This is a genomic window from Sphingomonas sp. AP4-R1 (assembly GCF_013113735.1).
In the GTDB taxonomy this organism is placed as follows: Bacteria; Pseudomonadota; Alphaproteobacteria; order Sphingomonadales; family Sphingomonadaceae; genus Sphingomonas_I.
Genome location: NZ_CP053346.1, coordinates 2,850,749 through 2,868,577, shown reverse-complemented (window position 1 = coordinate 2,868,577; position 17,829 = coordinate 2,850,749). Strand labels below are relative to the sequence as shown.

At 66.9% G+C, this 17,829-nt stretch carries 15 protein-coding genes; 6 read left to right on the top strand and 9 right to left on the bottom strand.

The annotated features are described in order from the left end of the window. Window positions 1–84: 84 nt before the first annotated feature. From HL653_RS13320 to HL653_RS13300, 5 genes are all read right to left on the bottom strand, one after another. Window positions 85–474 (bottom strand): hypothetical protein, encoded by a 390-nt coding sequence (locus HL653_RS13320; protein WP_171744940.1) that lies wholly within the window; start codon window positions 472–474, stop codon window positions 85–87. A 257-nt stretch (window positions 475–731) separates the two neighbouring features. Beyond that, a complete protein-coding gene (locus HL653_RS13315) occupies window positions 732–1,733 on the bottom strand; it encodes a GGDEF domain-containing protein (protein WP_171744939.1) in 1,002 nt (333 codons plus the stop codon). Between the two features lie 127 nt (window positions 1,734–1,860). Continuing rightward, a complete protein-coding gene (gene recO / locus HL653_RS13310; protein WP_171744938.1) occupies window positions 1,861–2,592 on the bottom strand; it encodes a DNA repair protein RecO in 732 nt (243 codons plus the stop codon). A 450-nt stretch (window positions 2,593–3,042) separates the two neighbouring features. After that, a complete protein-coding gene (uvrC, locus tag HL653_RS13305) occupies window positions 3,043–4,971 on the bottom strand; it encodes an excinuclease ABC subunit UvrC (protein ID WP_171744937.1) in 1,929 nt (642 codons plus the stop codon). 49 nt (window positions 4,972–5,020) lie between these two features. Continuing rightward, entirely contained in the window at window positions 5,021–6,124 is a 1,104-nt protein-coding gene (locus tag HL653_RS13300) for an acyltransferase (RefSeq protein WP_171744936.1), read from the bottom strand. 206 nt (window positions 6,125–6,330) lie between these two features. Here HL653_RS13300 and purB point away from each other — a divergent pair, with 206 nt between their 5' ends. Together purB and HL653_RS13290 are read left to right on the top strand one after the other, a co-directional pair. Then, complete coding sequence (gene purB / locus HL653_RS13295; protein ID WP_171744935.1) at window positions 6,331–7,641, top strand: adenylosuccinate lyase; 1,311 nt, start codon at window positions 6,331–6,333, stop codon at window positions 7,639–7,641. 229 nt (window positions 7,642–7,870) lie between these two features. Continuing rightward, window positions 7,871–8,056 (top strand): hypothetical protein, encoded by a 186-nt coding sequence (locus HL653_RS13290; protein ID WP_171744934.1) that lies wholly within the window; start codon window positions 7,871–7,873, stop codon window positions 8,054–8,056. Window positions 8,057–8,125: 69 nt separating this feature from the next. Here the strand turns inward: HL653_RS13290 and HL653_RS13285 are convergent, their stop codons facing one another. Continuing rightward, window positions 8,126–9,475 (bottom strand): MFS transporter, encoded by a 1,350-nt coding sequence (locus HL653_RS13285; protein WP_171744933.1) that lies wholly within the window; start codon window positions 9,473–9,475, stop codon window positions 8,126–8,128. A gap of 233 nt (window positions 9,476–9,708) precedes the next feature. Beyond that, on the bottom strand, window positions 9,709–10,065 hold the full coding sequence (locus HL653_RS13280; RefSeq protein WP_367613560.1) for a response regulator: 357 nt from the start codon (window positions 10,063–10,065) through the stop codon (window positions 9,709–9,711). A 177-nt stretch (window positions 10,066–10,242) separates the two neighbouring features. Here HL653_RS13280 and HL653_RS13275 point away from each other — a divergent pair, with 177 nt between their 5' ends. The 4 genes from HL653_RS13275 to rsmD are packed head-to-tail and all read left to right on the top strand — an operon-like array spanning window position 10,243 to window position 15,162. Further along, complete coding sequence (locus tag HL653_RS13275) at window positions 10,243–11,556, top strand: dicarboxylate/amino acid:cation symporter (protein ID WP_171744932.1); 1,314 nt, start codon at window positions 10,243–10,245, stop codon at window positions 11,554–11,556. Then, the gene (locus tag HL653_RS13270; protein WP_171744931.1) at window positions 11,556–13,238 is read left to right on the top strand and encodes a serine hydrolase; all 1,683 of its coding nucleotides are present in this window, start codon (window positions 11,556–11,558) and stop codon (window positions 13,236–13,238) included. The genes HL653_RS13275 and HL653_RS13270 overlap by 1 nt, the downstream gene beginning before the upstream one ends. Continuing rightward, on the top strand, window positions 13,238–14,611 hold the full coding sequence (locus HL653_RS13265; RefSeq protein ID WP_171744930.1) for a pseudouridine synthase: 1,374 nt from the start codon (window positions 13,238–13,240) through the stop codon (window positions 14,609–14,611). The genes HL653_RS13270 and HL653_RS13265 overlap by 1 nt, the downstream gene beginning before the upstream one ends. Beyond that, window positions 14,608–15,162, top strand: coding sequence for a 16S rRNA (guanine(966)-N(2))-methyltransferase RsmD (rsmD, locus tag HL653_RS13260; RefSeq protein ID WP_171744929.1), 555 nt, complete (start codon window positions 14,608–14,610; stop codon window positions 15,160–15,162). The genes HL653_RS13265 and rsmD overlap by 4 nt, the downstream gene beginning before the upstream one ends. On the opposite strand, the gene HL653_RS13255 is transcribed toward rsmD, so the two are convergent. Together HL653_RS13255 and recA are read right to left on the bottom strand one after the other, a co-directional pair. Then, window positions 15,122–16,393, bottom strand: coding sequence for an MFS transporter (locus HL653_RS13255; protein WP_171744928.1), 1,272 nt, complete (start codon window positions 16,391–16,393; stop codon window positions 15,122–15,124). The two genes, rsmD and HL653_RS13255, sit on opposite strands and share 41 nt — an antisense overlap. A 333-nt stretch (window positions 16,394–16,726) precedes the next feature. Beyond that, window positions 16,727–17,797, bottom strand: coding sequence for a recombinase RecA (gene recA / locus HL653_RS13250; RefSeq protein ID WP_171744927.1), 1,071 nt, complete (start codon window positions 17,795–17,797; stop codon window positions 16,727–16,729). Between the last annotated feature and the right edge of the window lie 32 nt (window positions 17,798–17,829).

Genomic DNA, 17,829 nt, shown 5'->3' with positions numbered 1-17,829 from the left:
CGGCCCTATCGCCGCCCGCCATAGAAGAAAGAGTCCGGAAGCGCGATCATGCCTTCGGCCAGAGGGCCTCGGCCGATTATCGGCTTATCGGCCGCGATCAGCCCGCGTGATCGCGACGCTGGCCAGCAAGGTCTCGGCCTGCGACATCGAATAGCCCGCCGCCTTAAACACGCCGAATTCGGACTTGGGCACATTATAGCCATGCACCCAGGAGAGCACCGCGAAGCGCCGCAGCGCCTCCAGCCGGGCATCTGCCAGGCGGGGCTTGTGATCGATCCCGAACAGGCGCCCCAGGAAGCGCGCGAAGCGGCCGGGCGTGCCGAGGCTCGACAGGCCATCGCGCCGCGACATCAGGATGGTGGTCCATTCCAGCGGGGAAAATTCGGCCACCTCGCCGCGCGCCGCGGCATGGCCGGTGAAGGCGTCCAGCGGCGGCGTCTGCGCGTAAGCCGCGTTCAGATCGAGATATCCCATGCCTCGCCTCCTTCACGCCGTGCGATTGCCGTTCGCCCCCATCTCGCGCGCTGCGGGTGAACGTAAGATGTCACGCTCGGTGTCATCTGGCGATCGTCGGCGCGCCGCGCACTTCTGGAGACGAAAGGCGGCGTCGCCCGACGTTCGCCCTGCGAGGCCGCTCGGTATGCCGGCCGCCTCGCAGGGTCAAACGGTTTTTGTACCGCAAGGAATATAAAGCGGGACTGTGACTTTCGGGCCAGTCCCGAACGGCCCGGTCAGTCCGCCAGAACCACCTGATTGCGGCCATTTTCCTTGGCCTTGTACATCGCCACGTCAGCCGCGGCGATCGCCTGGTCCAGCGTGCAATCGCCGAACGTGGCGATACCGGCCGAGAAGCTGAGCAGGCCGAGCGGCTGGTCCGTCGCGCGCAGCTTCACCTTGCGATTGGCCAGGTCCTCGCGCGCGCGATCCAGAATGGTGAAGGCCTCGTCGCGCGTCGTCGCGCCGTTGAAGATCACCACGAATTCCTCGCCGCCCCAGCGCGCGACGAAATTCTGGCCGCAGCTTTCCACCAGCGATTTGGCGACCAGCTTCAGCACGCGATCGCCCACGACATGGCCGTAGCGATCATTGACCGTCTTGAAGCGATCCACATCGCAGATCGCCAGCAGCGGGCGCTGCGCGGGCGAGAGCCCCTGCAGCCGCGCCAGCACGCCGCGGCGATTGTGCAGGCCGGTGAGCGAGTCGTGATGCGCGTCGCCCTTGGCGGTCTCCACTTCCTGGCGGAGATCCTCGATCTGCTTGGCCGCCTTGGCCAGCTGCGTCTCGGTGCGGGTGGAGCGCTCGATCATCGTGGCGACCAGTTCCGCGATCGCCACCGTGCCCGCGAGCAACGTCTGCTCGGCTTCCAGCGCGCGGCCGAAATCGCCCGTCTCGGTCACGGCGGTCTGCGTCAGTTCGGCCAGGCGCAGCGTATGGCGGCGCACCTTGGCCGCATCCTCGCTCTCGCCCTGCGGCTCCTCCGGCTTGGGGCCGTGCGCGGCGAGGATCCGGGCGACATCGTCGTCCGTCAGTCGATCGCCGTTCATCAGCACGGCATCGGCCGCGCGCGCCGCCAGCCCGTCGCCATTCGTGACGATCAGATAGCCGAACGAATAATTGATCGGGGTCGCGGGCAAATTCTGCCGGGAGAGGAAGGCGAGGACATTGGGCCCGACGTCTTCCGAGACCACGGCGGTCGCGGGGCTCGGGGAGCTGGGTACGCGGCGCGCCAACATAAGAAACCCTCCATGGGTGTGGGTATGGATCGTTGGCCGGAGCCGTAACGGTCAATCGCAAACAATCCGTTTCCGCAGGCCCCGTGACCGGACGGGGATAACGATTTTTTTTGGCCGAACCGGCCTCTTATCCGGAAATTCTGCGCAGGCTCGTCACCAGCCGCTCCCGCGCCGCGAGCGTGTCCGCCGCTTTGCCGTGGAGCAGATCGCGCGCGAGGAAATGGCCCGTCAGCGCCAGCCCCGCCATCAGATCCGGCCACTCCCCCGCCCCGCCCGCGATCAGGAATTCCGGCAGGGGCAGCAGCCGTTCGCGATAGGGCTCGCCCGCCGCGCGTGAGACGGCGCCGCCGCTCTTGGGGCTCACATAGGCCAGATCGGCATGCGCGCCGGTCGCCACGCATTCGGTGAGATCCAGCCCGAAGCCGAGTTCGGCCAGCAGCAGCAGTTCGTACCGCGCCAGCGCCGACGTCCAGCCCCGCGCGGAGGGAGCGGCGGCAACGGCCGCCAGCACCGCCTCCAGTGCGCTGTACAGGCGTGGATAAGGTTGCCCTTCGGGCAGGGTAGCGGTGGTCAGCGCCGTCACCCAGTCGATCGCCATTGCCGCCAGCGGCTCGCCCAGCAGGCCCGCGCGGCTTTCGACCAGTTCCGCCACCAATGCGGGCAGCTGATCCTCCGATCGCGCGCGCCAGTCACCCCGGATGCGATTGCCGGGGATCAGCACCGGCCGCAGCCGCCGCGATCGGCCGCCGCGCACATAGCCCGCGATCAGCCCGTCCTCCGGCGTCAGCGCGCGCACGATCGCGCCATGTTCGCCATGCGCCCGCACCGCACAGACGATCGCCTCCGCCTCGATATGCATGCGGGCGATGTAGCGGATGAAACGGAAAAGCCGAAACGGCGGCTCTTACATCCTCTCCCGCCAGGGAGTGTCGGCTTGGATTGCCCCCGGCAATCCAAGCCCATGCCGGGGGCATGGGCGACCCGACACTGTGGCGCCGAAGGCGACGGAGGGGGCGGCCAGCGACCGGCCGGCTTCCTCCCCCTCCGTCAGGCTGAAGCCTGACACCTCCCCCTGGCGGGGGAGGGCGAACAAGGGAGAAAATAGTACGCCGTCCCGGGTGACCCTCCGCTGATCAGCGGGGGCGATCCTAGGCGGGCCAGGCCCGGGACGACGCCTCGAAGCACATGCTACACGCTACTGGTACACGCGACCGTTCAGATCGCAGGTCCTGTTTGGCGCACCGCTGGTGACCAGCGTGCAAAGAGCGAAGGTTAAAAAAGCGAAAGCCATGATTTTTTCGGGGCCGCCTCACCCGCTCGGGTGAAAATGGTCATATATGTGCCGCGCCATCGCCTCCGATATTCCGGGCGCGCGCTGCAGATCCTCCAGCCCCGCGCCCCGCACGGACTTCGCGGTGCCGAAATGCATGAGCAGCGCCTTCTTCCGCGCCGGGCCGATGCCGGGCACGTCGTCCAGCGCGCTCTTGATGGTCGAGGCGGATCGCTTCGCCCGATGCGCGCCGATCGCGAAGCGATGCGCCTCGTCGCGCAGCCGCTGCAGATAGAAGAGTACCGGCGATCCCGGCGGCAGCATCGATTCGCGCCCGTCGGGCAGATGGAAATGCTCGCGCCCGGCGTTGCGATCGGGGCCCTTGGAGATACCGACGATCGGCACGTCCTGCACGCCCATCTCCTCCATCACCTTGTACACGGCCGACACCTGCCCCTTGCCGCCGTCGATCAGCAGCAGATCGGGCCATTCGCCCGAGGTGCGATCGGGATCCTCGCTCTCCAGCCGCGAGAAACGCCGCTCCAGCACTTCGCGCATCATCGCGAAATCGTCGCCCGGCGCCGTCTCCGGTCGCTTGATGTTGAACTTGCGATACTGGCCGCTGCGGAAGCCTTCCGGCCCGGCCACCACCATCGCGCCCACCATGTTCGTGCCCATGATATGGCTGTTGTCGTAAATCTCGATCCGGTTGGGCGGCCCGTCCAGCTCGAACAGCTCGCCCACTTCCTTGAGCAGGCGGTTCTGCGTCGCGCCCTCGGCCAGCCGGCGATCGAGCGCCTCCTCCGCATTGCGCGTCGCCTGCGCCAACAGGCGCTTCTGCTCGCCCCGCTGCGGCGTCTTCACCACCACCTTGCGCCCGGCCTTCTCGCTCAGCGCCTCGGTCACCAGCTCCGCCTCGGCCAGTGCGCGATCGACCAGCACGAGGCGCGGCGGCGGCACCTCCTCATAGAATTGCATCATGAAGGCGGTCAGCACTTCCTCCTCCGGCACGTCGGCGGTGTGCGTCGGGAAGAAGGCGCGATGCCCCCAATTCTGGCCACCCCGGATGAAGAAGGCCTGGATGCCGATATGGCCCTGCTTGCCCGCCAGCGCGAACACGTCCGCATCCTCGACGCCCTCGGCGTTGATCGCCTGCGTACCCTGGATGAAGGTGAGCGACTTGAGCCGGTCGCGGTAAACGGCGGCCAGCTCATAATCCATCGCCTCGGCCGCCACCGCCATCTGCTGGCCCAGCTTCTGCTGCACCTTGGTAGACTTGCCCGCGAGGAAATCGGCCGCATCCGCCACCAGCTCGGCATAATCCTCCGCACTGATCCGATCGACGCACGGCGCCGAGCAGCGCTTGATCTGGTGGAGCAGGCACGGCCGCGTACGATTGGAAAAGAAACTGTCCGTGCAGGAGCGCAGCAGGAACAGTTTCTGCAGCGCGGTCAGCGTCTGGCGCACCGCCCCCGCCCCCGCGAACGGCCCGAAATATTGCCCCTTCGCCCGCCGCGCGCCGCGATGGAGCTGCACGCGCGGAAAGGCATGATCCTCGCGCAGTAGGATGAAGGGGAAGCTTTTGTCGTCGCGCAGCAGCACATTGTAAGGCGGACGGAAGCGCTTGATCAGTTGCGCTTCCAGCAGCAGCGCCTCGGCCTCGGTGTTGGTGGTCACCACCGTCAGCCCGCGCGTCTGCGCCACCATGCGCGAGAGGCGCTTCGGCAGGCGCGCCACCTGCGTATAGTTGGTCACGCGATTCTTCAGCGAGCGCGCCTTGCCCACATAGAGAACGTCGCCGCGCACGTCGGTCATCCGATAGACGCCCGGCCGCTGCGGCAGCGTCTTCAGCACGTTGCGGATCGCGGCCACGCCCGCCTCGATATCCGGCGCGGCCCCCTCGCCGCGCACGGCATAGGTCTGCTTCTCTTCGGAAAATCGATCAGGACTGTCGGGACGCTCGCTCACCCCGGCGATTTAGGACGCCGCTCCCCAAAAGGGAAACCGCCTGCGATGTTCAGGAGGATTTCGCGCCCAATCGATCGCGGATGGCATCCGTCACAGGACGCAAACGGGCGGTGAGCCACGGTTCCGCGAAACGCGCCGTCACCCAGGCCAGCAGGATCGCCATCGCCATGACGAGCGGGATCACCAGGTCCGGCCTGTGTGGAAACAAAGCGGGACCGAATATGGCGAGCGCCCCGATCCCCAGATTGTTGTGGAGAAGATAGAGCGGATAGCTGACGAAGCCGAGAAAGATCATCGGTCCGATCGCGAACAGCGACTGGAGCGCATGGCTGCGTTGCACGGCGGCGAAGAACAACGCGACAACGATCAGACCGACATAGACCGGCAGGCTCATTCCCACGGCGAGATTAAACAAGGCCACGGAAAGCAGGCTGACGGAAACCGCCAGCGCGAACAGGCGCCTGTCGTCGGCCTGATGGGCCTTGTAGAACAGGGCGCCGGCCGCGAACCAACCGAAATTGTCGACCCCCCACCATTCGAACGGCTCGACCGCCCGCGCCAGAATCAACGGCAGGTGCACGTAGGACAGGCCGATGCGCCACAGGCGGACCGCGACGAAGAGCAGGACCAGCCCGGCGATCGCGCGCTTCCAGCCGAACCGGAAATAGAGCAGCCCGAACACGACATAGAAGGCCATCTCCACGTAGAGCGTCCAGAAGACGCCATCGATGGAATCGATCGGCCGGTGCAGCACCGCATGATAGATTGCGGGCGGAATGAAGGTGAGGCCGGGGATGAGATCGATCCACCGCGCCCCCGCTTCCGGCCCCGGCCAGTGGAACAAGCGATCGATCAGGAACAACAGGCAGGAGGCGACCAGCATCGTCGGAAACAGGCGAAGCCAGCGCCTCAGCATGAAATCCACGAAGCCGGAGCACCGCTCGATCGTCATGAAGATGACGAAGCCGGAGATGAGAAAGAATATCTCCACCCCCATCCACAGCTCGCCGACGAGAGGGAGGCCCGCATACCGATCGCCGTAGGGGAGATAGGCGGTGTAGGTCGGCCCGAGATAGTGCCACAGCACCACCATCAGGGCGGCCAGCCCGCGGAGGCCGTCCAGGTAACGAAGCCGAGACTGACCACGATGCATAAGCGCTCCCCCAAGAGAGGCCTGCTAACAAAGGTTCGGCCCAATTCCCACCTGATCGTGTCGCTCCGGACACGTCCGCGCCGAAGCCCCTGCGCCCCGCATCGTCCCCCGGTCGCCTTCGCCCGATCGGGACGCGCCGATTGAACCCCGCCCCCCCCGCTGCTACCCGCCCCCGCGACATTCCCCCCAGCGCAAGCGAGCCATCCATGATCCCCCGCTATTCACGCCCGCAGATGACGGCCATCTGGACGCCCGAGAACAAGTTCCGCATCTGGTTCGAGATCGAGGCGCACGCCACCGAGAAGCTCGGCGAGCTGGGCGTGGTGCCCGCTTCCGCCGCCAAGGCGCTGTGGGACTGGTGGGCGACCAAGCCCGTGATCGACGTCGCCGCGATCGACGCGATCGAGGCCGTCACCAAGCATGACGTGATCGCCTTCCTCACCTGGGTCTCCGAACAGGTGGGCGAGCAGGCCCGCTTCATGCACCAGGGCATGACGTCGTCCGACGTGCTCGACACCTGCCTGTCCGTCCAGCTGGCAGAGGCGACCGATCTGCTGCTGGCCGATCTGGACGCGCTGCTCGGCGCGATCGAGCGCCGCGCGTTCGAGCATAAGATGACGCCGACGATCGGCCGCAGCCACGGCATCCATGCCGAGCCGGTCACGTTCGGCCTCAAGCTGGCCGAGGCGCATGCCGAGTTCCAGCGCAACAAGATCCGCCTGCTCGCCGCGCGTGCGGACATCGCCACCTGCGCCATCTCGGGCGCGGTCGGCACCTTCGCCAATATCGATCCGCGCGTGGAAGAGCATGTCGCCGCGAAGATGGGCCTTACGGTCGAGCCCGTTTCGACGCAGGTCATTCCGCGCGATCGCCATGCGATGTATTTCGCCACGCTCGGCGTGATTGCCTCGTCGATCGAGCGCGTCGCGGTCGAGGTGCGCCATCTGCAGCGCACCGAAGTGCTGGAGGCGGAGGAATATTTCTCGCCCGGCCAGAAGGGCTCGTCGGCCATGCCGCACAAGCGCAATCCGGTGCTGACCGAGAATCTCACCGGCCTCGCCCGCATGGTGCGCGGCTATGTGACCCCAGCGCTGGAAAATGTCGCGCTGTGGCATGAGCGCGATATCAGTCACTCGTCGGTCGAGCGTTACATCGGCCCGGATGCCACGATCACGCTGGATTTCGCGCTCGCCCGCCTGACCGGCGTCATCGACAAGCTGCTCGTCTATCCGGAGCGGATGCAGAAGAATCTCGATCGGATGGGCGGCCTCGTCCATTCGCAGCGCGTGCTGCTGGCGCTGACGCAGGCCGGCTTCAGCCGCGAGGCGGCCTATGCGCTCGTCCAGCGCAACGCGATGAAGGTATGGGAATCGGACGGCACTTTGTCGCTGCTCGAACTGCTCAAGGCCGATCCAGAGGTCACGCTGACCGACGCCGCGCTCGAAGCGGAATTCGACCTCGGCTATCATTACAAGCACGTCGACACGATCTTCGCGCGCGTGTTCGGCCGGAACTGAGGGCTCGCTCGAGGCCGCGCCCCTCGGGCGCATTGCGGCACCGGCCCGCGCCCCCACCCGACCTGCGGGGGCATGCGTGGAGAGCGGGCCGGTGCCGCCTCGACGTGCGCTCTTCCGCGCATGTCGCGAGAGAACGGGAAATCTCCCGCGAAAGCGGGAGTCCAGGGCGACGGCAGGGGCATCTGCCGATCGGCCCAGGGCCCCCGCTTACGCGGGAGAACGTCCATCAATGCTCGGTCTGGAGATCCGACGGATAACGGAGCAGAAGACGCCCAGTCACGATCGACAGCTGCGCCGCAAGGATGCTTTCGCCATGTTCGATCAAAATCAATTCGGCCTCCCTCAAGGCAAGAAGGCAGCGGTCAATATCGACGGGTGGCATTTCAACTTTACTCTTAAGCACATGATCAACTGACGCAGCCTTTGATCCTGCTGCAGTCAAAATGCCACAAATCCTTTGTCAACAATCATCTCATCGCGGGAATCACGCGGAAATCGGGCCTTTCTCTTCGCCCGTCTCGACGCCGGCGCTGCCGATCGAATGCTCGACCAGTCCGGCGCGGGTCATCAGCCAAAACAGGAAGATGCCCGGCAGCGCGACCACGGTGGTCAGCAGATAGAATTCGACATAGCCGATCGCCTCGATCAGCGCGCCGGCGCTGGTGCCGGTGAAGAGCCGGCCGACGATGCTGGCCGCCGACGAGATCAAGGCGAATTGCGCGGCGGTGAAGCGCAGGTCGCACAGGGCCGCAAAATAGGCGCCCACCGTCACGCCGCCGATGCCGCTCGCCACATTCTCGAGGCACTGGACCAACGCCATCGCCCAGTTGGAATGGGCATGCGTCGCCGCCAGCGCCGCGAAGCCCACATTGGTCAGCGCCATCAGCCACAGGCTGAGCATCACCGATCGCCGGAGGCCGAGCCGGGTGTAGATCACGCCGCCGAGGAACACGCCCGCCAGATAGGCCCAGAAACCGAAGCCCACATCGTAGAGCGCGATCTGGTCGGTCGAATAACCGAGATCGTTATAGAGCAACCGCACCGTCAGCTGGCTCAGCGTGTCGCCGATCTTGTGGAACAGGATGAAGCCCAGGATCAGCAAGGCGGCCTTCGTGCCCTGCCGCCGGAAGAATTCCTCGAACGGGCCGACGATCGCGGTGACGACCGAGCCGAGCCCCTTGCGCCCCACCGCCGCGCGCCGTCGCTCGGGCTCGCCCATCACGATCGCGGTCAGCATGGCGGGCAGCGCGAACAAGGCGCAGGCCGCATAGGCCCCGCTCCAGCCCAGCCGCGTCGACAGCACCAGCGCAAGCGCGCCCGCCGCGACATTGCCGATACGATAGCCATATTGCGACATGCCCGAGCCGACGCCCAGCTGGCGCGGCTCCAGCAGCTCGATACGGTAGGCGTCGATCACGATATCGAAGGTGGCGCCCGCGCCACCCACGAGGATCGCGGCCATCGCCATCCGCATCAGGCTCGCCTCGGGATCGGTGACGGCCAGGTTCACCACCGCCGCCATCACCAGCAGCCCGACGAACAGCATCCACGACACACGCTGCCCCAGCCGGCCGATCACCGGCAGCCGCACGCCATCGACGATCCACGCCCACAGCGGCTTGAAATTATAGACCAGGATCGCGAGCGCAAAATAAGTGACCGACTTCTTGTCGATCCCCGATTGCGCCAGCCGCGTCGTCAGCGTCGCCGCGATCATCGCATAGGGAAAGCCCGACGAGATGCCGAGGAACAGCGCGGCGAGCGGCGCCTTCTCGAAATAAGGGCGGATACCGGAGAGGAAGGACGGGGCGTGGGCGTCGGTGTCGGCGATCATGTCGCAGGTGTAACCGGAACGGGGGCCTTGTCGAGATGGCCATCATCGTCAGAAAACGCCGTTTGCACTGAGCCTGTCGAAGCCTGTCCTGAGCGCCTGCCTTCGCAGGCAGTCGAAGGGTGCCGTTCTTCTTATCAGCCGTGCCAAAGGAAGGGCGGTGCTGCGACAGGCTCAGCACAAACGGCTTTGGGCACCCTCACGAGATCCCAGCCTTCGCTGAGGCGACGGTCGGCTCAAAAAAGCGTGAAGCCTCGCGGCAGCCGCTTGGGTGCCCGCCCCGCAATCTTCGCATCGACCGCATCGATCGCCGCCAGCAGGTCGCGCTGCGAATAAGGCTTGGCGAGGCAGCCGATCGCCAGCGCCCGCGCCGCCTCTGGGCAGGCGCCGGTCACGAAGATCACCGGCACGCCAGCATCATGCGCCGCCTGCGCCACGTCGACCCCCGTGCCGCCGCCTGACAAATGCAGATCGGCCAGGACAAGATCGGGGCTGCCCGCGTGGATGGTCTCGACCGCGGCATCGACCGTGTCGACCGAGGCCACCACCCGGTAGCCCGCATCGCGCAAGACATATTCATTGTCGAATGCCACGAGGGGCTCGTCCTCGACGATCAAGATGCGGTTTATGCCCGCTACAGCCTTCTCCCGCCTGCCGAACAACGCCACGCCGATCGCTCCCTACGCCTACCCTCGCCGTCCCGCCCCAAGCGGGCTTGACGACCTCCGGCTTTGGCCCGACCAACAGGCTTCCACTTGAACGGAACCTGCATGGCCCGGCGACTTACCCTTTTCATCCTCCTGGCGATGCTCGTCGGCATCCTGACGGGATTCGTTCTGAACCAGACCGTATCTGATCCAGCGCACCTCGCAACGATCACGACCGGTTTTTCGATCCTGACCGACATTTTTCTGCGGCTGATCAAGATGATCATCGCGCCGCTGATCTTCGGCACGCTCGTCGCGGGCATCGCCCACATGGGCGATTCCTCCGCGCTGGGGCGCATCGGCGCGCGCTCGGTCGGCTGGTTCGTCCTCGCCAGCCTCGTCTCGCTGTCGCTCGGCCTCGTCTTCGTGAACCTGTTCCATCCCGGCGTGGGGCTCGGCCTGCCGCTGCCTCCGGTGAACGAGGCGAGCGGGATCGCGAAACCCGAATTCTCGCTGCACGACTTCTTCGTCCATCTGGTGCCGACCTCGATCATCGACGCGATGGCGAAGAATGACGTGCTGCCGATCGTGATCTTCTCGGTCTTCTTCGGCATCGCGATCACGGCGGTGGGCGATAAGGCCAAGCCGATCGTGCAGGGGCTGGAATCGCTGGTCCACGTGATGCTGCAGGTGACGGATTATGTGATGAAGGCCGCGCCGATCGCGGTGTTCGCCGCCGTCGCCAACGCCGTCGCGCATCAGGGAATCGCGATCCTCGTCACCTATGGCTGGTTCATGGGCGGCTTCTTCCTGGCGCTGCTGGTGCTGTGGAGCTTCTTCTATGCGGTCAGCTACGCCCTGATCGGCCGGCAGACGCACGTGCTGATCCGCTACGTGCGCGAGCCCTTCATGATCGCCTTCTCGACGGCCTCGTCCGAAGCGGCCTTCCCGCGCCTGCTGGAAGCGCTCGACAAATTCGGCGTGCCGAAGCGCATCGCCAGCTTCGTGCTGCCGCTCGGCTATTCGTTCAATCTCGACGGCTCGATGATGTATTGCAGCTTCGCGACGATGTTCATCGCGCAGGCCTACGGCATCCACATCTCCTTCCCCCAGCAGATCATCATGATGCTGCTGCTGATGGTGACGTCGAAGGGCATTGCCAGCGTGCCGCGCGCCAGCCTCGTCGTGATCGCCTCCACGCTCGCCTTCTTCGACATTCCGGAAGCGGGCCTGCTGCTGATCCTCGCGGTCGATCATTTCCTCGACATGGGGCGCACCGCCACCAACGTGCTGGGCAATGCGGTGGCCACCGTCCTCGTCACCAAGTGGGAGGGCGCGTTCGAGACGATCGAGAGCGACGAGATGGAGCCACTTCCCACCCCCGCTCACACGATGCACGGCGGCAAGGCCGGGCTGGATCTCGATCCCAACCGCTGATGCGTAACCTCGTCCTGTTGCCGCTCGCGCTCGCCCTGATCGGGGCGGCCGCGACGCCGCCCGCTCCGCCGAAGATGCCCGCCGTCAAGCAGCCGGTGCCCAAGCTCGCGCCCCCCGTGCCGCTGCCGACCAAGCCGGTGCCGTTCGCCCAGCAATTGCAGCGAATCGATGGCCTGTTCGCGCGCTGGAACCGCCCCACCACCCCCGGCTGCGCGCTGGAGGTGACGGAAAAGGGCGTGCCGATCGCGGTGCGCGGCTATGGCTCCACCGATCTGGAGCATCCGTTCCCGATCCAGCCCGCCACGGTGTTCGAGGCGGGCTCCGTCTCCAAGCAGTTCACGGCGGCCGCGATCCTGCTGCTGGCGGAAGACGGCAAGCTGAAGCTGGACGACGACGTCCGCAAATATGTGCCCGAACTGCCCGAGCGCGCCACGCCGATCCGCATCATCAACCTGCTCAATCATACGAGCGGGCTGCGCGACTGGGGGTCGGTTGCGGAGCTGGGCGGCTGGCCGCGCGGCACGGCCGCCTACACGATGGACGATGCGCTCGCGATCATCGCCCGCCAGAAGCAGCTGAATTTCGAGCCCGGCGCCGAATATAGCTATACGAACAGCGGCTATACGCTCGCCGCGCTGATCGTCTCGCGCGTCTCGGGCATGAGCTTCCCGCGCTTCACGGCGGAGCGGATCTTCCGCCCGCTGGGCATGAGCAGCACCGGCTGGCGTGACGATTTCCGCCGCGTCCTTCCCGGCCGGGCCGTGGCCTATTCGGCCAAGGGCGTGCTCTACGAGCAGGATATGCCGTTCGAGAGCGCCTACGGGAATGGCGGCCTGCTCACCACGGTGGGCGATCTCACGCGCTGGGCCGAGGCGCTGATGGCCGGGAAGATCGGCCGCAATGTCGCGGCCGACCTGCAGGTGCGCGGCCAGCTGACCGACGGATCCGCGATCCAATATGCGCGCGGCCTGTTCGTCACGCGCTTCGCCGGGCTACCCGAAATCTCGCACTCGGGTTCCACCGCCGGCTATCGCGCGTGGCTGGCCGTCTATCCCACCCGCGCCATGACGGTGACGCTCCTGTGCAGCACCAGCGACGCCAACGCGCCCGATCTCGGCCGCGCGGTCGCTTCGGTCCTGCTCGGCCCCACGCCCGCGCCGGCCCGCCCCGCCGATGTCGGCGTGCCGACCACGGCGGGACAGGTGGCGGGCCTCTATCTGAACGCGCACGATCAGCCGCTGACGATCGTGGATGACAAGGGCAAATTGCGGATCGCGGGCGGCGGCGCGCTCTTCCCGCTTTCCACCGATCGCTTCCGCCTGGGCGACGATAGCGAGATGACCCTGTCGGCGCCGGGCGAGGTCCGCCTGTCCTCGCCGGACGGCCCCGCGCGCTATCGCCGCGTGGCGCCGATCACCGGCGTCGCCTATACGGATTATGCGGGCCGCTATACGAGCGAGGAAGTCGGCGCTACGTACCGCGTGATCGCGGGCGACGGCGAGCTGCGGCTCCGCCTGGAGAATCGCCCCCAGATCGAGCTTCGCGCGCGGCCCGTCGGCGCGGACCTGTTCGAGGCGCGAGGTGCTATGATGCGCTTCCGCCGCAATCCGGCGGGCAAGATAGAAAGCCTGGCCATTTCCATTCCCCGCGCCTTCGACATGCGCTTCGCCCGGATCGACTGATGGCCGAGCCGCAACGCATCGCCAAACTGCTCGCCCGCGCGGGCGTGGCCAGCCGCCGCGAGATCGAGCGGATGATCGAGCAACGCCGCATCGCGATCGATGGCGTGCCGATCGAGACGCCCGCCACGATCGTGCGCTCGCTCGCGGGCGTCACGGTCGACGGCAAGCCGGTGGACGAGCCGGATCATGCGCGCCTGTTCCTCTATCACAAGCCGACCGGCGTGCTGACCGCCGCCAACGATCCGGCCGGGCGCAAGACCATCTATGATCGGATGCCGGAAGGCCTGCCGCGCGTGGTCCCCGTCGGCCGCCTCGATCTCAACACCGAGGGGCTGCTGCTGCTGACCACGGACGGCGGCCTCAAGCGCCAGCTGGAGCTGCCCGCGACCGGCGTGGAACGCACCTACCGCGCGCGCTGCTATGGCGGGATCACGCAGGAACAGCTGGAATCGCTGAGCGAAGGCATCGAGATAGACGGCATCCGCTACGGATCGATCGACGCCAATCTGGAGCGGCGCACCGGCGCCAACCAGTGGATCGAGATGCGCCTGCGCGAGGGCAAGAATCGCGAGGTGCGCCGCGTTCTCGAATATTTCGGGCTGGAGGTGAACCGCCTGATCCGCGTCTCCTACGGGCCGTTCGTGCTGGCCGATCTGCCGGTGGGTGGCGTGGTCGAGGTCCTGCAGCATGATCTGGTCGCCTTCCTCAAGGATCTGAAGAACGATCCCCGCATGCGGAGCGCGAGCGAGGTCGGCATTCCCCGCACCACGCCCGTGATCGCCGCGACCGGCCCGGAACGCGGCGCATCGCGTTCGGCCCGGCCTGTGCGGGCGACGGCCGGTCCGCGCCCGATCGGCAGCGCCCGCCCTGCGCGCGCCATCGGCGACAAGACACGCGCGGCTCCGGCCCCGGGCCGCGCGCCCAGGCCCCGGCCGATCGGCGCCGCGCCGGATGCGCGTCCCACGCCTGCGTCCCGCCCTGGCTCACGCGATGCGGTCAGGCCCGCCCGACCGGCGCGCGCCGAGATTCGCAAGCCGGAGCCCGAAGCGCCCACCCTCGACCAGGCAGGCGGCGCGCGCGCCGCCAAGGTGGCCAAGGGCAAGGGCTGGGCCAAGGCGTCCCGCCCCACCAAGCGCGTGGGCGTCGGGACCGGCCGCAACAAGCATCCGATGCAGCGCCCTGACCGGCCGATGACCGACCAGCGCGAGGATTTCAACGCCGATCCCGTGGCGCGCGCACCGCGCTCCGCCGATCCGGGCGGACGGCCCGCGCGCGGTCGGCCCGGCGGCAAGGACGGCGCACCGCCCTCTCGCCCCGGCGCACCCGGCCGGGGTCCAGCCTCGCGCCCGCCGCGTCCGGACAAGCGCCGATGAGGATCATCGCCGGCCAATGGCGCGGCCGCGCGCTCGTGGCGCCGCAGGGGGACGCCACGCGCCCCACCGCCGATCGCACGCGCGAGGGGCTGTTCTCGATGCTCCAGAGCCGCGTCGGCAGCTTCGAAGGGTTGATCGTCGCGGACATTTTCGCGGGCACGGGCGCGCTCGGGCTCGAGGCGCTGTCACGTGGCGCGGCCAAGGCCACCTTCGTCGAGATGGACAAGAAGGCGCTCACCGCGCTCAAGGCCAATATCGAGAAGCTGGGCGCGGCAGCGGATGTCGTGCCAGCGAGCGTCACGGCGCTGGGCCCCGCCCGCACCGCGCACGACATCCTGTTCTTCGATCCGCCTTACGGCACCGGCGGCGCGGGCGCTCTGATCGAGCGGTTGACGCGGCTTGGCTGGGCGAGCGCGGCGGCCTGGGCCAGCATCGAGACGGCCGTGGGCGAGGACGTCTCGGCAGGCGGTTGGACGGTGGATGCCGTCCGCCGCCACGGCAAGGCGCAGCTTACGCTTTTGCGGCACGACTCAGCAGAGCCAGAAGGCTGATCGCGGTCAGCCCGCTGACATAATAACCCACATAGGTGAGCCCACCCGCCGCCGCGAGCGACTGGGCGGCCAGCGGGGTGAGCCCGCCGCCCAGCACGCCCGCCACGTTGAAGGCGATGCTCGCACCCGTATAGCGCACGCGCGCCGGGAACAGATGCGGCAGCCACCCGCCGAGCGGGCCATAGACGAAGCCCATGATGAACAGCAGGACGCTGAGATAGGCGAACACCAGCACCATCTCACCCCCGCCCAGCAGCGGCCCGGTGAAGAAGCCGAGCGTGATCGCCGCGACGCAGCCGCCCGCCAGCACTCGCCGCTCGTCCCAATGGCGATCGGCGGCATAAGCGGCGAGAATGATGCCGACCGCCATGAACAGGATCGCGCCCAGCTGGATGCTGAGGAAGACCTGCATCGGATAATGGAGCGTCTTCACGCCATAACCGAGCGCGAAGGCCGTCCCGATATAATAAGCGACGAAGCAGGCGACCGCCCCCAGCGTGCCGATCACGACGCGCCCACCATGCCCCGTCAGCAGTTCGAACAAAGGCACGGCCGGCGGCGGTCCCTGTTCCAGCACGCGCGCGAAGGCGGGCGTCTCGTGCAGGCGCAGGCGAATCCACATGCCGATGGCGACCAGAGCCGCGCTGATCACGAACGGCACGCGCCACCCCCAGGCGAGGAATTGCGCCGGGGTCAGCAGCAGGCCGAGCAGCAGGAACAGCCCGTTCGCCGCGATGAAACCGACGGGCGCGCCGAGCTGCGGGAACATGCCATAGCGCGCGCGCCAGCCCGGCGGCGCATTCTCCACCGCCAGCAGGGCCGCGCCGCCCCATTCGCCGCCGAGGCCGAAGCCCTGGCCGAAGCGCAGGATGCAGAGGATCAGCGCGGCGGGCCAGCCGATGCTGGCATAGGTCGGCAGGAACGCGACGAGCGTGGTGGAGAGGCCCATCGTCAGAAGCGAGGCGACGAGCGTGGACTTGCGCCCGATCCGGTCCCCGAAATGGCCGAAGAAGATCGATCCGAGCGGGCGCGCGACGAAGGCGACGGCGATGGTGGCGAAGGCGAGAAGCTGGGCCGCGGCGGGATCTGTCGCGGGAAAGAAAAGCTGGCCGAACACGAGCGCGGCCGCCGTGGTGTAGACATAGAAATCATAGAATTCGATTGCGGTGCCCACCAGGCTCGCCGCCAATATCCGGCGCGTGGAAGCCGCGCTGTGCATCACCTTCGTCATCTGACAGTCATACTCCTCGCCCGCGCTCTTGGCGGCAGGGGCGCGGCGGCACAAGCGCTGCGGACTACAAATGAAGGAAAAGATGCCACCCGGGGATAGAGGCATTCATTCTGACGCTCTGCGGAGCAATAATATTACAAATCGAGCCGCGCACCGTCTTGAACGCGCCCACGGATTCTGAACATGCCCAAGACGACGGGTTAAGAAACGGGCGGAGACATCGAGCGCCCCCGCCCCCATCGCCAGCATATCGCCACCACAAAAAAAGGCCGGGCTCCCCTACGGAAACCCGGCCCCTTGCATCATGCGACACGGCTCCGCGCCGGGCCGATCCTACAGATCGTCGTCAGGCTCCGGTCCGCTCATCATCTGGTCCGCCACCTCCGAGGCATTGCCCCGGATCGCACGCTCCAGCCGCGCGCAGACCTCGGGATTTTCCCGCAGATAGGTCTTCGCATTCTCGCGGCCCTGGCCGATGCGGATGCTGTCATAGCTGAACCACGCGCCGGACTTCTCGACCACGCCGGCCTTCACGCCGAGATCGAGGATCTCGCCGACCTTCGAGATGCCTTCGCCATACATGATGTCGAATTCGACCTGCTTGAACGGCGGCGCGACCTTGTTCTTCACGACCTTCACGCGGGTCGTGTTGCCGACGATATCGTCGCGATCCTTGATCTGGCCGGTGCGGCGGATGTCGAGACGGACCGACGCGTAGAATTTCAGCGCGTTGCCGCCCGTCGTCGTCTCCGGATTGCCGTACATCACGCCGATCTTCATGCGCAGCTGATTGATGAAGATGACGAGCGTGCGGCTGCGGCTGATCGATCCGGTGATCTTGCGGAGCGCCTGGCTCATCAGGCGCGCCTGCAGGCCGACATGGCTGTCGCCCATCTCGCCCTCGATTTCGGCGCGCGGCACCAGCGCGGCCACCGAATCGACCACCAGCACGTCGATCGCGTTCGAGCGGATCAGCGTATCGGTGATTTCCAGCGCCTGCTCGCCCGTGTCGGGCTGCGAGACGATCAGCTCGTCGATATCGACGCCCAGTTTCTTGGCGTAGACCGGATCGAGCGCATGTTCGGCATCGACGAAGGCCGCCGTGCCGCCGGCGCGCTGCGCCTCGGCGATGGCGTGGAGCGCCAGCGTCGTCTTGCCCGACGATTCCGGCCCATACACTTCGATGATGCGCCCGCGCGGCAGACCGCCGATGCCGAGCGCGATATCCAGACCCAGCGATCCCGTCGAGATCGCCTCGATCTCCACCTTCTCGCGGCTGCCCAGCTTCATCGCCGAGCCCTTTCCGAAAGCCCGGTCTATCTGCGCCAGCGCCGCATCCAGCGCCTTCTGCCGTTCGTTCGCACTCGCCATGTTGCCGTCAATCACCTTCAGGGAAGCCGCCATGTCGATGCCCTTTCGTGCCGCTGATGTCCATC